This is a genomic window from Acinetobacter kyonggiensis (assembly GCF_900107285.1).
GTDB lineage: Bacteria > Pseudomonadota > Gammaproteobacteria > Pseudomonadales > Moraxellaceae > Acinetobacter > Acinetobacter kyonggiensis.
On record NZ_FNPK01000041.1, the window covers coordinates 1 to 15,192 of the forward strand.

Annotated in this window: 13 protein-coding genes; all 13 read left to right on the forward strand. The window is 41.2% G+C overall.

Annotated elements, in window-relative coordinates; genetic code table 11:
* The coding region (locus BLV99_RS16965) for a CoA-transferase (protein ID WP_092692800.1) at positions 1 to 519 on the forward strand (519 nt) is incomplete at its 5' end.
* 58 nt (positions 520 to 577) lie between these two features.
* Positions 578 to 1,780: a 3-oxoadipyl-CoA thiolase gene (pcaF, locus tag BLV99_RS16970; protein WP_092692802.1), complete on the forward strand. Its 1,203-nt coding sequence runs from the start codon at positions 578 to 580 to the stop codon at positions 1,778 to 1,780.
* A 19-nt stretch (positions 1,781 to 1,799) separates the two neighbouring features.
* On the forward strand, positions 1,800 to 3,158 hold the full coding sequence (pcaB, locus tag BLV99_RS16975) for a 3-carboxy-cis,cis-muconate cycloisomerase (protein ID WP_092692804.1): 1,359 nt from the start codon (positions 1,800 to 1,802) through the stop codon (positions 3,156 to 3,158).
* Entirely contained in the window at positions 3,155 to 3,943 is a 789-nt protein-coding gene (pcaD, locus tag BLV99_RS16980; protein ID WP_092692807.1) for a 3-oxoadipate enol-lactonase, read from the forward strand. The genes pcaB and pcaD overlap by 4 nt, the downstream gene beginning before the upstream one ends.
* A gap of 38 nt (positions 3,944 to 3,981) precedes the next feature.
* Positions 3,982 to 5,337, forward strand: coding sequence for a 4-hydroxybenzoate transporter PcaK (pcaK, locus tag BLV99_RS16985; protein ID WP_086185323.1), 1,356 nt, complete (start codon positions 3,982 to 3,984; stop codon positions 5,335 to 5,337).
* A gap of 12 nt (positions 5,338 to 5,349) precedes the next feature.
* Positions 5,350 to 5,757, forward strand: coding sequence for a 4-carboxymuconolactone decarboxylase (gene pcaC / locus BLV99_RS16990; protein WP_092692809.1), 408 nt, complete (start codon positions 5,350 to 5,352; stop codon positions 5,755 to 5,757).
* Between the two features lie 21 nt (positions 5,758 to 5,778).
* On the forward strand, positions 5,779 to 6,504 hold the full coding sequence (gene pcaH / locus BLV99_RS16995) for a protocatechuate 3,4-dioxygenase subunit beta (protein ID WP_004649024.1): 726 nt from the start codon (positions 5,779 to 5,781) through the stop codon (positions 6,502 to 6,504).
* Between the two features lie 17 nt (positions 6,505 to 6,521).
* Positions 6,522 to 7,151 (forward strand): protocatechuate 3,4-dioxygenase subunit alpha, encoded by a 630-nt coding sequence (pcaG, locus tag BLV99_RS17000; protein ID WP_086185325.1) that lies wholly within the window; start codon positions 6,522 to 6,524, stop codon positions 7,149 to 7,151.
* 123 nt (positions 7,152 to 7,274) lie between these two features.
* Positions 7,275 to 8,084, forward strand: coding sequence for a type I 3-dehydroquinate dehydratase (gene aroD / locus BLV99_RS17005; protein WP_425283568.1), 810 nt, complete (start codon positions 7,275 to 7,277; stop codon positions 8,082 to 8,084).
* 21 nt (positions 8,085 to 8,105) lie between these two features.
* A complete protein-coding gene (locus tag BLV99_RS17010) occupies positions 8,106 to 9,566 on the forward strand; it encodes a NosD domain-containing protein (protein WP_092692815.1) in 1,461 nt (486 codons plus the stop codon).
* A 64-nt stretch (positions 9,567 to 9,630) separates the two neighbouring features.
* Positions 9,631 to 10,950, forward strand: coding sequence for a carbohydrate porin (locus tag BLV99_RS17015; protein WP_092692818.1), 1,320 nt, complete (start codon positions 9,631 to 9,633; stop codon positions 10,948 to 10,950).
* Between the two features lie 175 nt (positions 10,951 to 11,125).
* Positions 11,126 to 13,555: a glucose/quinate/shikimate family membrane-bound PQQ-dependent dehydrogenase gene (locus BLV99_RS17020; RefSeq protein ID WP_092692821.1), complete on the forward strand. Its 2,430-nt coding sequence runs from the start codon at positions 11,126 to 11,128 to the stop codon at positions 13,553 to 13,555.
* A gap of 319 nt (positions 13,556 to 13,874) precedes the next feature.
* Complete coding sequence (locus BLV99_RS17025) at positions 13,875 to 14,921, forward strand: hypothetical protein (protein WP_092692824.1); 1,047 nt, start codon at positions 13,875 to 13,877, stop codon at positions 14,919 to 14,921.
* Positions 14,922 to 15,192 lie beyond the last annotated feature (271 nt).

A 15,192-nucleotide genomic window follows, 5' to 3' on the forward strand; every position in this document is an offset into this window, starting at 1 on the left:
CATTCTGAAAATGGTTTGTTGGCCTTTGGCCCACCGCCTGCCAAAGGTGAAGAAGATCCTGAACTAATCAATGCGGGTAAAGAATTTGTCACCTTGCTGCAAGGCGGTTCATTCTTCCATCATGGTGATTCCTTCGCGATGATGCGTGGCGGTCACTTAGATATCGCTGTGCTTGGTGCCTTCCAAGTGGCTGAAAATGGTGACTTAGCCAATTGGCATACGGGTGCGCCAGATGCCATTCCTGCAGTGGGTGGTGCCATGGACTTAGCAGTAGGTGCGAAAAAAGTCTTTATCACCACAGACCATGTCACTAAAAAAGGCGAACCCAAAATTGTTGCTGAACTGGCGTATCCCGCCACTGGCCTAAAATGTGTCGATCGTATTTATACCGACCTGTGTGTGATTGATGTCACGGCTGAGGGTATGCAAGTGATTGAGAAAGTGGACGGTTTAAGCTTTGCAGAATTACAGGCGATGACAGGTGCGAAACTCATTGATGCAACTTCATTGGATAAATAAGCAAACCTCCCTTTAAAAAGGGAGGAGCTTTCTCTAAATAAATTTTGAGCTGATTAAAATGAAAAACGCCTATATCGTAGATGCTATTCGTACACCCTTTGGTCGCTATGCCGGTGGTCTCGCTGCTATTCGTGCCGATGATTTAGGTGCATTACCCATTAAAGCGCTGATGCAACGTAATCCATCGGTGAATTGGGAATTGGTGGATGACATTATTTATGGTTGTGCTAACCAAGCGGGTGAAGACAACCGTAATGTCGGTCGTATGTCTGCACTGCTTGCAGGTGTGCCATATCAAGTGCCTGCCACCACAGTGAATCGTTTATGTGGTTCATCACTGGATGCGATTGCCATGGCAGCACGTGCCATTAAAGCGGGTGAAGCAGATTTAATCATTGCTGGTGGTGTAGAAAGCATGAGCCGTGCGCCTTTGGTGATGGGTAAGTCTGAAACGGCTTTTGGTCGTGCGCAGAAACTTGAAGACACCACCATGGGCTGGCGCTTTATCAATCCGAAACTCAAAGAGCTGTATGGTGTCGAAACCATGCCGCAAACCGCTGAGAATGTGGCAGCACAATTCAATATTAATCGTGCCGATCAAGATCAGTTTGCGCTTAGCAGTCAACAACGTACCGCCAATGCGCAAGCGCGTGGTTTCTTTGAACAAGAAATTATTCCTGTATCCATTCCACAGCGTAAAGGCGAGCCTGTGGTGATTGCTCAGGATGAACATCCACGTGCCACCACACTAGAAGCCTTAACCAAGCTGAAACCTGTGGTAAAAGCTGACGGTACAGTGACGGCGGGCAATGCTTCGGGCATCAATGATGGTGCAGCCGCGCTTTTAATCGCATCGGATGATGCGATTACACAGTACGGCTTAAAAGCACGTGCCAAAATTATTGCTGCAACGTCTGTCGGTGTTGAACCTCGCATCATGGGCTTTGCACCGGCACCAGCAATCAAAAAACTCTTGGCGCAAACAGGTTTAACCCTTGAGCAGATGGACGTGATTGAACTGAATGAAGCCTTTGCCGCACAGGCTTTGGCCGTCACACGTGATTTAGGCATCAAAAATGGTTCGACACAGGTCAATCCGAATGGGGGTGCAATTGCTTTGGGTCATCCACTGGGTGCATCGGGTGCACGTTTGGTCACCACAGCACTGAACCAACTTGAAGCCACGGGCGGAACATACGCTTTGTGTTCAATGTGTATTGGCGTCGGGCAAGGTATCGCCCTCATTATTCAACGGGTTTAAGTCAAAGGATTGTCGTCTTATGAGCCACTTATATGCGAGTTTATTTTACCAAGTAGATATGACTGAAATTTTCAGTGATCATGCTTTGCTTAAGTACATGATTCAGGCTGAAGTGGCTTTGGCGAAAGCACAAGCTCAGGTTGGTGTGATTCCTGAGTCTGCTGCCGCAATCATTGCAGATGTTGCAAATACTCAAGGTGTTCAAGCAATTGATTTTGAAAACCTTGCAGTAGCGACAGGACTCGCTGGAAATATCGCAATTCCATTTGTAAAACAATTTACAGCAGCAGTAAAAGCCGTTGATGAAGATGCTTCCCGCTATGTGCATTGGGGGGCAACCAGTCAAGATATTCTGGATACGGCGTGTATTTTACAAGCTCGAGATGCTTTAGACATTGTGGAATTTCAATTGCGACATGCATATGCAGCATCACTTGAACTTGCAGAAAAATATCGCGCTGAAGTGATGATAGGACGCACTTGGTTACAACAAGCATTACCCATTACTTTTGGACATAAAGCTGCACGTTGGGCAAGTGGTTTTAAACGTGATTTAGACCGTTTAGAGCAAATGAAAGCACGTGTACTTACCGCTCAACTCGGTGGTGCAGTGGGTTCATTGGCATCACTACTGGATCAAGGTTCAAAGGTTGTTGAAGCTTATGCCACACAACTCAACCTGAGTGTTCCAACCTGTACTTGGCATGGAGAACGAGATCGTATTATCGAAATCGCAGGCTTTCTTGCCATCGTGGTGGGGAATACGGGGAAAATGGCGCGTGATTGGTCATTGATGATGCAAACTGAAATTGCAGAAGTATTTGAACCTACAGCAAAAGGGCGTGGTGGTTCATCCACCATGCCACACAAGCGCAATCCCGTTGCCGCAGCTTCAATATTGGCAGCAGCTAATCGTGTACCTGCACTCATGTCGAGTATGTATCAAAGTATGGTTCAAGAACATGAACGTAGCTTAGGTTCTTGGCATGCAGAATGGTTGGCTTTACCTGAAATTTTTCAGCTTTGTGCAGGTGCGTTACAACGTACAGTTGAAGTGCTGCAAGGTTTAGAAGTCAATAGTAAAAATATGCAGCGCAATATAGAAACGACACAAGGCTTGATTATGGCTGAAGCTGTAATGATGGCACTCGCACCGAAAATGGGGCGTTTAAATGCACATCATTTGGTTGAAAAAGCTTGTAAACAAGCCGTTGCTGAGCAAAGTCATTTACAAGATATCGTAAGTTCATTTGTAGAAGTGAAACAGTATTTTAGTGCAGATGAATTAACACTTATTTTTAAACCTGAATCTTATTTAGGCAATATTCAGGATCAGATTGATGCTGTGCTTAAAGAAGCAAAAGGAGAGGCAAAGTGAATAACATTATCACCAACCGACAAGGAAAAACTTTATCTATACAAGTTGATGGATCTGAAAATTTGCCTGTCATTATCTTGTCCAATTCTTTAGGTACAGATAAAGGCATGTGGGATCCACAAGCAGCATATTTTAAAGATAAATATAAAGTTGTGCGTTATGACACGCGTGGTCATGGCAAAAGTGATGTGATTGATGACACGACTCTAGCCAATTTAGGTGAAGATGTGATCGATATTATGGATGCTTTAAATATAGAAAAAGCCCATTTTTGTGGCATTTCTATGGGAGGAATCACTGCGCTTTGGTTAGGTTTAAATGCCGCTCATCGTTTCAATAGCATTACCGTTGCCAATTCAGCAGCTAAAATTGGTCAAGTCGATGCATGGATTAGCCGTGCGGATGCCGTTGAACAAAATGGTTTAGCTGATTTAGTTAAAACAACACATAGCCGCTGGTTTAGTGACAAATTTGATTATCAACATAATGCTTTGGCACAACAAACGATCCAAAGCTTAGCGACCACCAAGGCGAAAGGGTATGCAAATGCTTGTCGAGCTTTAGCATATGCAGATGTTCGTCATGAATTACCTCAACTCAAAATTCCAACTTTAATTATTTGTGGTTCGAAAGACCCTGTAACCACCGTAGAAGATGGTGAATTAATTAAAGAACACGTACTGAAGGGTGAGATTGCAATTTTAGCCGCATCTCATTTATCGAATATTGAATGCCCCGATGAATTCAGCCAAGTGCTAGAGAGATTTATCGAGAAAAATCAATAAGTAATTAATGAAAAGGATTTGGCCTTAAGGAGGCAACAATGGCGTCTCAGGATAGTTATACGCATAAATCAGGAATAGATGCGCAAGCATTAATTAATCAATCGCCAATAAGCAAATATCAATGGCTTATTGCAGCCGTCTGTTTTCTGATTGTTTTTGTTGATGGTATTGATACCGCAGCAATGGGTTTTATTGCACCTGCACTTGCTCAAGATTGGGGCATTGATCGTTCACAGCTAGGTCCAGTAATGAGCGCAGCTTTGGGTGGGATGATTTTTGGTGCTTTATTTTCAGGCCCCATGGCTGACCGTTTTGGACGAAAAATTGTATTAGCAATTTCAATGCTGATTTTTGGTGGCTTTACCTTAGCCTGTGCCTATGCAACGGATCTAGATAGTCTGGTTGTTTTTCGCTTTTTAACAGGTATTGGCTTAGGCGCTGCAATGCCGAATGCAACCACTTTGTTTTCTGAATATTGTCCTGCACGCAGCCGTTCATTGTTAGTGACCTGCATGTTCTGCGGTTATAACTTAGGCATGGCAGTGGGTGGTTTTTTCAGTAGTTGGCTGATTCCAAACTATGGTTGGCATAGCCTGTTTTTAGTCGGTGGATGGTCACCGCTTATTTTAATGTTGGTGGTGGTTTTCTTTTTACCAGAATCGTACCGTTACCTCATTTTGAAAGGCAATAAAGCAACCCAAGTTAAAAAAATCCTGACGCGTATTGCCCCTGAGCAAGCCGTACATGCAACAGAATTTTATGTACCAGAAGAAAAGAACGAAAATACGGCCAAAAAAGGTGTATTTGGAATCCTGTTTTCAAAACAGTATGCCAAAGGAACCTTCTTGTTGTGGTTTACCTATTTTATGGGTCTGGTCATCATTTATTTACTCACCAGTTGGTTACCAACGCTGATGCGTGAAACTGGTGCCACGATGGAACGTGCTGCATTTATTGGTGGGTTATTCCAGTTCGGTGGTGTGCTCAGCGCATTGTTTGTCGGCTGGGCAATGGATCGTTTTAATCCAAACAGGATCATTGCTGGTTTCTATTTTGCAGCGGGTATTTTCGCTTTTATTGTGAGTCAAAGCCTTGCCAGCCCAACCTTACTTGCCATCTTTATTTTATGTGCAGGTATGGCAGTGAATGGTGCGCAATCTGCAATGCCAGTACTGAGCACACGTTTTTATCCAACCCAATGCCGTGCAACAGGTGTGGCATGGATGTCTGGTATTGGTCGTTTTGGTGCTGTATTTGGTGCATGGATTGGCGCAGTTTTACTGGGTAATAATTGGTCGTTCAGTTCAATTCTGAGCATGTTACTGATTCCAGCGACAGCTGCTGCACTTGCCATTCTTATTAAATCATTTGTTGCCCATACAGATGCAACTTAAGAGGTATTTATCATGAATGACGAAGAACGTTATACACAAGGCATAAAAGTTCGTACTGAAGTATTAGGCGAAAAACATGTCGGGCGATCTTTAGAAAATTTAAATGATTTTAATGAAGATTTTCAAAATTTTATTAGTCGTTTTGCTTGGGGTGAAGTGTGGTCACGCCCAGGTATGCCACGTCATACCCGTAGTTTAGTGACGATTGCTATTTTGCTCGCACTTGGACGTAACGATGAATTACGTATGCATATTCGTGCGTGTTTCAACAATGGTGTGACCAAAGACGATTTAAAAGAACTCTTTATTCATTCTTCTTTATATGCAGGTTTACCTGCTGCCAATGCAGCCATGCATATGGCTGAAGAGATTTTTGAAGAAATGGGTATAGCGCCCAAAAAAATTGTGGAAGACCAATAAGGTATTTAAGGGAGAGATCAAATGTCTCAAATTATTTGGGGAGCTTACGCACAGCGTAATACCGACGACCATCCGCCAGCACATACGCCAGGCTATAAAACCAGTGTGTTACGTTCACCGAAAAATGCATTGATTGCAATTGGTGAAACCATTTCGGAAGTCACTGCACCACATTTTTCGGCTGACCAATTTGGGCCGAAAGATAATGATTTAATTTTAAACTGTGCCAAAGAAGGTTTGCCTGTGGGTGAACGTGTGATCGTACATGGTTATGTTCGTGATCAGTTTGGTCGCCCTGTTAAAAATGCGTTACTCGAAGTGTGGCAAGCCAATGCTTCTGGGCGTTATCGTCATCCCAATGACCAATTTATTGGCTCACTCGATCCAAACTTTGGCGGTTGCGGTCGCATGATGACCGACGAAAATGGCTTCTATATTTTCCGTACCATTAAACCAGGCCCATACCCTTGGCGTAACCGTATTAATGAATGGCGACCTGCACATATTCACTTTTCACTGATTGCTGATGGTTGGGCACAACGCTTAATTTCACAGTTCTATTTTGAAGGTGACACCCTGATTGATTCATGTCCAATCTTGAAAACCATTCCATCAGAAGAACAACGTCGCGCACTCATTGCTTTAGAAGACAAAAGCAATTTTATTGAGGCAGATAGCCGCTGTTATCGTTTTGACATCACCTTACGTGGTCGTCGAGCGACTTACTTCGAAAACGAACTACATTAATGGATGGAGTATCAAAAATGAAAGGTTGGAATTTTGAAGAATTACATGAGACACCATCACAAACAGGTGGGCCTTATGTACATATTGGTTTATTGCCTAAACAGGCAGGTATTGAAGTTTTTGAAAATAACTTTAATAACGATCTGGTTAAAAACAACCCACAAGGTCAGCGCATTCGTTTAGAAGGTCAAGTTTTTGATGGTATTGGCGTACCTTTACGTGATGTTCTAGTTGAAATTTGGCAGGCAGATGCCAACGGCGTTTATCCAAGCCAAGCGGATTTCCAAGACAAAGTCGCAGATGTTAATTTCCATGGTTGGGGACGTGCAGGCGCTGACTTTAAGACAGGAATTTGGCATTTTGACACCATTAAACCGGGTACGGTTCCGGGTCGCAAGGCATCAACTCAAGCACCACACATTAACTTGATTATTTTCGCTCGCGGCATTAACACCGGCTTAAATACCCGTGTGTATTTTGAAGATGAAAGCGAAGCAAATGCGAATGACCCAGTACTTAACAGCATTGAATGGGAACCGCGTCGTCAAACCTTAATTGCCAAACGTGAAGAGCGCGATGGTGAAGTGGTTTATCGTTTTGATATTTATATTCAAGGCGAGAAAGAAACCGTCTTCTTAGATATTTAATCGAGCAAAATCTATTTTAGGATATTCGGCAGTCGTCGTTTTAGCGCTGCCGACTCACAAGGAAGAGTAATGATGAATCTAAATCAATTTGCGAAACAACTCTGTTTAGCCGCATCTATTTCAATGGCTTTTGTTGCAGCACAGGCAGAACCTGTAAATAAAGATATTTCTCCTGCAATTTATCACGTCAAAAATTTGAATATTGGTGAATTACCCGTCAAAACCATTGTGCCGATTACTGCAAAAACCAAGCAACAAGCCTTAGAACAAGCGCAAATGATTGCTGAAAATCCAAATGCGGATATGGCTGAATTTCGTATTGATCTACTAGATTTTGCATCCGACACTAAAGCGGTAATTGCACTTGGTAAAGAGTTAAATCAAGTTCTGAAAAATAAACCTTTAATTGCCACAATTCGTACAGCCAATGAAGGTGGCAAACTGAAGGTTTCCGACGCTGAATATGAAAAAATCTATAGCGAATATTTAAAGCAACCCTTTATGCAGTTGCTGGATATTGAAATGTTTCGTGATCAAGCACGCGTAGAAAAACTCACTCAGCGAGCACATCAAAAAAATGTCTTGGTAATTATGTCAAACCACGATTTTGATAAAACCCCAGCTCAGCAAGACATTGAACAACGCTTATTAAAACAAGATCAAATGGGTGCAGACATCCTCAAAATTGCAGTGATGCCGAAGTCTAAACAAGATGTACTTACCTTAATGAATGCAACGCTCAATGTCAGTCAGAAAAGTAAAAAGCCTTTATTGACCATGTCGATGGGACGCTTAGGCACGATTTCTCGTATTGCAACAGCAAATATGGGCGGCAGTATGAGTTTTGGCATGATTGGTGAAGCCTCTGCACCCGGTCAAATTGATGTCGCTCAATTAAAACAATTTTTAAAAACAGTTCAGCCAACCCCTTAATTTTTGGACAAGGATATCGCCATGAAATTAGCTTCACTACGTTTAACAGCACTGACTTTAGGATTAGTAAGTTCTGGATTTGCAGCCGCAGAAACCTATATTGTCGATCGTTATCAAGATGATAGCGCCAAAGGTTCATTACGTTGGGCAATAGAACAATCAAATACAAATACAGCTCAAGAAAATGAAATCTTAATTCAAGCTGTGGGTAAAGCACCGTACATTATTAAGGCAGATAAACCATTACCGCCTATTAAATCATCGGTCAAAATTATTGGCACACAATGGGACAAAACAGGTGAGTTTATTGCCATTGATGGTTCAAACTATATTAAAGGCGAGGGTGCTAAAGCTTGTCCGGGTGCAAACCCTGAACAGTATGGAACCAATGTACGTACTACGACTTTACCGGGTTTGGTTCTACAAGACGTTAATGGTGTGACCTTAAAAGGTTTGGATATTCACCGTTTCTGTATTGGTGTTCTTGTTAATCGTTCAAGCAGTAACCTGATTCAGCATAACCGTATTAGTAATAACTATGGTGGTTCAGGGGTTATGTTGACTGGTGATGATGGTAAAGGTAATCCAACTTCAACCACAACCAACAACAACAAAGTACTAAATAACATATTTGTAGATAACGGTGATGGTTTAGAGTTGACACGCGGTGCAGCATTTAACCTTGTTGCAAATAATCTTTTTACTTCAACTAAAGCCAATCCAGAGCCATCACAAGGCATTGAAATTTTGTGGGGTAATGACAATGCCGTTGTGGGTAATAAATTTGAAAATTATTCAGATGGTTTGCAAATTAACTGGGGTAAACGTAATTACATTGCTTATAACGAACTGACCAATAACTCGATTGGATTTAATTTAACTGGTGACGGTAATATTTTTGACAGTAATAAAGTGCATGGTAATCGTGTCGGTGTGGCTATTCGTTCAGAAAAAGATGCCAATGCACGTACCACATTAACCAAAAATTTAATTTGGAATAATGGCAAAGATATTAAGCGTTGTGAGGCAGGTGGTTCTTGCGTACCGAATCAACGTTTAGGTGCAGTGATCTTTGCTGTTCCTGCACTAGAACATGCAGATTTTGTCGGTTCTCGTGGTGGTGGTGTGGTCATTGAAGCGGCAAAACTACAAAAAACCTGTACTCAACCCAATGAACAGGGCTGTAATGCCGTTCCAAATCAAGCGATTCAAGCACCTAAATTAAGTTTCAGTAAGGGACACGTGATTGCAGAGGTCAAGGCTCAGCCGAACCAACGCTATCAATTAGAATTCTTTGCGAACAGTCAATCAAATGCTCAAGAAGCTGAACAATATCTTGGCTCACAAGTGATTACCACCAATGCTGAAGGAAAAGCACAGGCATCTTGGAAGCCTGCTACTACTCTAGCAACAGTAACCGCAACTTTGACCAATCACTTAGGCGCAACTTCTGAACTCAGTCCAGCAGTACGCATTAAATAAAACAATTAAAACGTGGAAAACTCACATAGCGTGAGTTTTCCAAACAGAAAAGGGATATTTCGTTATGCAACACTTTTTTAAATTAAGCCTTTTGTCAGTCGCTTTATTAGGTAGTCAATTTGCCAGTGCAAATGAATTTTGGTCACAAGATCGTCAGTGGTTACTCGGTGACTGGAATGGGGAGCGTAAGCAACTTGAAGATCAAGGTTATAAATTTACGACATCCATTATGAGTCAGGCTGCAACCAATTTGGCAGGTGGTTATAACGATGACAATACCTTGGAAAATGCAGGGCAGTTAACGCTCGGTGCGACTTTTGACCTCAACAAAATTGCAGGTTGGGAAAACACGACCGCAGCAATCATGATGACTAAGCGAGATGGTAATTCACTCACGCTAGAACGCATTAAAGACCCACGAAGCAGTGCTTTGGGTAATACACAAGAAATTTATGGTCGTGGCAAAATTTGGCGTTTAACACAGGCTTGGGTCAAAACAGGATTTGCAGACAATACGGTTCAGTTCAAAATTGGACGTATGGGCATGTCTGATGACTTCAATAGTTCACAGTGTGAATTTCAAAACTTACTGCTTTGTGGTGGTCAGTTAGGTAAATCGATCGGTTCCATTTGGTACAACTGGCCTGTCGGTTTATGGGGTGCAAATGTTAAATATCAATTTGCACCAGAATGGACATTGGGACTAGGTGCTTATGAAGTCAATCCAGACAACGTAAAAACTCAATCAGACAGCGATGGTTTTAACCTTGATATGAATAATGTTGAAGGTGCCACGATTCCAGTCGAACTGGCATGGAAACCAAAACTGAGCATGTTTGATGGTTTGCCGGGGGAATATAAACTCGGTGCATTATATTCAACAGCTGAAGCCAAAGATGTCAAAACAACAGGCAAAGTCCATGACGGTAAACAAAGCTTTTGGCTAAATGCTCAGCAACAATTAACTCAGCAGGGTGCAGATCCAAAACGCGGTTTATATGTCAGTTTTAATGGTGTGATTAATGATAAAGCCACCACGACAGTCCAAAGTACTCAACAAATTGCACTTTGGTACAAGGGGCCATTAGAGAATCGTCCAAATGATTCCGTCGGTTTTGGTTTGGCGAATTATGTGGTGAATGAACGTGTGCAAGACCGACAAATTTCCACCAATCAAAGCCGAGGTTATGACAGCTATGACGCATTTGCCAGTGACTATATACCAATTCAACGAGATGAATTAAACGTTGAATTAAACTATACCTATCAATGGTCTCCAGCAGTCATGTTGCGTCCAAATCTTCAATATATTCATCAACCTGCGGGTGTTAAAGAAGTCGATGATGCATGGGTTGCAGGATTAAGTATGCGCGTCAATTTTTAACAGTACCTAAAATCCAAAGTGATTAAAATATAAACAATAAAGCACTTTGGATTTAAACATTTTTTAAATTGCTCAAGCAAATCTATTGCGAAAGCAACACATTATCCGTGATTGAAAATGATGCTCAAAGGAGAGGGAGTGATCATTTAAACTCACAACACTTGGAGTAAGATGTATGTCTGAACCTCATTCTAAGTCTCAACCCATATTCAAAATATGGTGTTTTATACTTGGCTTAGCCTTGTTATTGACGGGCTTATTTTATTTGATTGGTGGTGGAAAACTCATTAGTTTGGGTGGTTCATGGTATTTCTTTATCGCTGGATTGCTGACCACAGCATCAGCAATTTTTGTTTTTAGAAAAAAAGCATTCGGTGTGTGGTTATTTGCGCTCGTATTTGTAGGCACCCTTGTTTGGGCATGGTTTGATGCAGGTTGGGACTTCTGGGCACTTTTTTCCAGACTGATGTTCCCTGCGGGTGTCTTTGCAGCTTTATTGTTTACTTTACCCGCCATTCGTCGCTATCAAGCACAAAGTAGCTTGGTTGTACCCGCTTATACAGGTGCAACAGTTGTCGTTATTGGTATGTTGATTGCTTTTTATCAGATGTTTCAACCTCATCCGACTGTGGCTGCTTCGGGTCAAGAATTACCGCTCATTCCAGTCGATGCAGATAAACAGCAAGTCAATTGGCAGCATTATGGTAATGATACTGGTGGAAGTCGCTTTGCAGCATTAGACCAAATTAACCGTAATAATGTTAAAGATTTAAAAGAAGTCTGGCGTTTTCAAACAGGCGACCTGACGACAGGTACGGGAAATGGTGCAGAAGATCAAACCACACCTTTACAAGTAGGCGATAAAGTTTTTGTTTGTACGCCACACAATAACATTTTTGCACTGAATGCCGATACTGGTAAGCAAATTTGGAAAGCTGAAGTTAATTCAACAGCGGATGCATGGGAGCGTTGCCGTGGCGTTGCATATTTTGATGCTACGCAACCTTTGGTGCAACCAACTTTAGCGGGTGCGACTCCTGTAACAACAGTCGCGGCAAATACGGCATGTCCACGTCGAGTCTATACCAATACACCAGATGGACGCTTAATTGCAGTCAATGCGGATACAGGTGAACGCTGTAAAGACTTTGGTGTCGATGGAACTGTAGATTTACTTGTAGGCTTAGGGGATGGAACCAAAGCGCCTCGTTTTGAGGTGACATCAGCACCGACTATTGCAGGTACAACTATCGTGATTGGTAGCCGTATTGCAGATAACGTTGCAGCAGATATGCCGGGTGGTGTTATTCGTGCATACGATGTCATTACAGGTAAATTACGTTGGGCATTTGATCCACGTAATCCAGATCCTAACTATGTCCTTAAAGCTGGCGAAATTTACAAGCGTAGTTCTGCAAACTCTTGGGCTGCAATGTCTTATGATCCACAAATGAATACAGTATTTTTGCCAATGGGCAGTTCATCTGTTGATGTTTGGGGTGGGAATCGTCAACCCGTTGATCATAAATATAATTCTTCGGTATTGGCTCTTGATGCGACTACGGGCAAAGAAAAGTGGGTCTATCAAACGGTACATAATGATCTGTGGGATTTTGACTTACCAATGCAACCAAGTTTAGTTGATTTTCCAATGAAAGATGGAACAACGAAACCTGCTGTTGTGATTGGAACCAAGTCAGGTCAGTTCTTTGTACTTGATCGTTTAACTGGACAACCTTTGACCAAAGTTGTTGAGCAACCTGTAAAAGCTGCGGATATTCCAGATGAACAATACAGTGCGACACAACCGCGTTCAGTTGAAATGCCACAAATTGGTAATCAGACATTAACTGAATCAGATATGTGGGGCGCGACACCATTTGATCAACTGATGTGTCGTATTAACTTTAAATCAATGCGCTATGATGGTTTATTTACAGCACCCGGCACAGATGTGTCACTGAGTTTTCCAGGTTCATTGGGTGGTATGAACTGGGGCAGCATAGCCTTTGATCCAACGCACCGTTATATGTTTGTTAATGACATGCGTTTAGGGTTATGGATACAACTCATTAAACAGACTCCAGAAGACCTTGAAATTCAGGCCAATGGTGGAGAAAAAGTAAATACAGGTATGGGTGCTGTACCCATGAAAGGTACACCATATAAAGTAAACAAAAACCGCTTTATGTCTGTATTGGGTATTCCATGTCAAAAACCGCCATTTGGAACAATGACGGCAATTGATATGACGACTCGTCAAATTGCATGGCAAGTTCCTTTAGGCACAGTACAAGATACGGGGCCGATGGGAATTAAAATGGGCTTAAAAGCGCCTATTGGTATGCCAACGATTGGCGGCCCAATGGCAACTCAGGGTGGTTTAGTGTTTTTTGCAGCAACGCAAGATTACTACTTAAGAGCATTTAACTCATCAAATGGTCAAGAACTTTGGAAATCACGCTTACCTGTCGGTAGCCAAGGTACTCCAATGAGTTATATTTCGCCTAAAACAGGGAAACAGTATGTTGTCGTTTCTGCTGGTGGTGCACGCCAATCTCCTGACCATGGTGATTACGTGATTGCATATGCTTTAGATAAGTAACCTAAGTCCTGCTTAAGCCAATGATTTAATGACTTGAACCGTTGGCTTATACGGTATAAAGCCGCTATTTAGTGAAGGCACTAAATAGCGGCTTTTTCAATCAACTTCTTGTCGTTGTTAAGCGATTCATTTTCTCATCAAAGTGTTCCAAAAGTGGAAATTCTAAAGGTTGTAAATCGTCCAAATAGCCAAATGCATCACAAGTAAAATCAATTAGAAATAAATTTAGAATATATCTCAAGTTCAAACTCAGAATGGTCAATTCGTTCTGAACGCTGGACAAAATATCCTTGCAAAAGATGTAAGTATTAATGGCGATATGAGTGTTAATACACTTGGCCAATTCACGACATATGTTCCAACAACTGCTACTGAAATTGCTGGTTCTGTGAAGGCAAATCAGTTAAAAGTTTCTGCCGACCAACTTGTTGATCTAAATACTCAAGTGAATAATGCGGATATTACCCTTAAAAATGGCGGTGATATTAACATTAATGAAAAAGACAATATTAATTTAAGTCAATTGTCAACTCCAAATGGCAACATTAATGTTAAAGCGAATGGTGCAATTGCAGTTGATAAAGTCACGGCAACAGCACAAGTTAAATTAGCTTCGTTAAATGCAGATATTAAACGCTTAGCTTCAAGCCAAGCAGATAAAAACATTGTTTCTCAAGATCTAAGTTTGGTTTCAGCAACAGGTATTGGTTTATCTACATTACCATTATCGATACAAACCAGTACATTATCTGCTGCGGCAACTTCAGGTGATATTTATTTAACACAGCAGGGGAATCTCAACCTTAAGAATTTAACTACTCCAGCGAATGTGCAACTCACCATTAAAAATGGTGGTTTGACAGGCTCTGCAACAGGTACTCTAAAAGCAAGTCAAGCTAATGCAAATGGCAATATTAATGTCATTAGCGGAGGAAATATCAATATGTTGACGAATAACACTCAAAGTGATGGTGTGCGTACAACAACAGGATCAGGTGTAATCACTTATCAAGCTGCTGATACGCTTAATTTGGGTTATTTACAATCGACTGAGTTTGGCGGAGGCGTTAAGATAACTGCTGCAAAAATTAATGATGGTATTACTACAGGTGGTAATATTGAAGGATCATTTATTGATATTAAATCACCATCAATGAATCCTACTTTAGTTGAGCAATTAATCGCAGAAAAAATCTTAGAATCAGCTTTGATTAAATTGAATTATCAGGTTGTTGGAGGAAGTTTATCTAATAGCCGAAAATTTATGTCTGATTTATTTGTTTCACAACAACAGCTTTCAAATTCACTTAAATTTGATCCAACTGTTGGATTGAAGGAATTGGTAAATATTGATTTATTGAAGTAATTTTCTGACTAGGAAAATATACTGTATATAAAATATGTGCAGTATAGAATACATACTTTAATAACTATGCCAGTCAATTAAATTTGACTGGCATTTTTTATGATTAAAGATTCTGTTTGTAGTATAATCATTATTATTAATCATTATATATCAAATCCTTACATCAAAGCTCATTGTGTTATTCACCAATTAAAATGTCTATGCGATAAACCATTTAAAATGTCCTGTTTTTAACTGCAAGAGTCAAGAACAGGATTTAAGTTTCTTTGTT

Excerpts from the sequence above, each read along its gene's own strand:
- pcaF (WP_092692802.1), top strand. The coding sequence starts at position 578 with ATGAAAAACGCCTATATCGTAGATGCTATTCGTACACCCTTTGGTCGC.
- BLV99_RS17025 (WP_092692824.1), top strand. The coding sequence starts at position 13,875 with ATGAGTGTTAATACACTTGGCCAATTCACGACATATGTTCCAACAACT.
- pcaC (WP_092692809.1), top strand. The coding sequence starts at position 5,350 with ATGAATGACGAAGAACGTTATACACAAGGCATAAAAGTTCGTACTGAA.
- BLV99_RS17015 (WP_092692818.1), top strand. The coding sequence starts at position 9,631 with ATGCAACACTTTTTTAAATTAAGCCTTTTGTCAGTCGCTTTATTAGGT.
- BLV99_RS17020 (WP_092692821.1), top strand. The coding sequence starts at position 11,126 with ATGTCTGAACCTCATTCTAAGTCTCAACCCATATTCAAAATATGGTGT.
- pcaK (WP_086185323.1), top strand. The coding sequence starts at position 3,982 with ATGGCGTCTCAGGATAGTTATACGCATAAATCAGGAATAGATGCGCAA.
- aroD (WP_425283568.1), top strand. The coding sequence starts at position 7,275 with ATGGCTTTTGTTGCAGCACAGGCAGAACCTGTAAATAAAGATATTTCT.
- pcaB (WP_092692804.1), top strand. The coding sequence starts at position 1,800 with ATGAGCCACTTATATGCGAGTTTATTTTACCAAGTAGATATGACTGAA.
- BLV99_RS17010 (WP_092692815.1), top strand. The coding sequence starts at position 8,106 with ATGAAATTAGCTTCACTACGTTTAACAGCACTGACTTTAGGATTAGTA.
- pcaH (WP_004649024.1), top strand. The coding sequence starts at position 5,779 with ATGTCTCAAATTATTTGGGGAGCTTACGCACAGCGTAATACCGACGAC.
- pcaG (WP_086185325.1), top strand. The coding sequence starts at position 6,522 with ATGAAAGGTTGGAATTTTGAAGAATTACATGAGACACCATCACAAACA.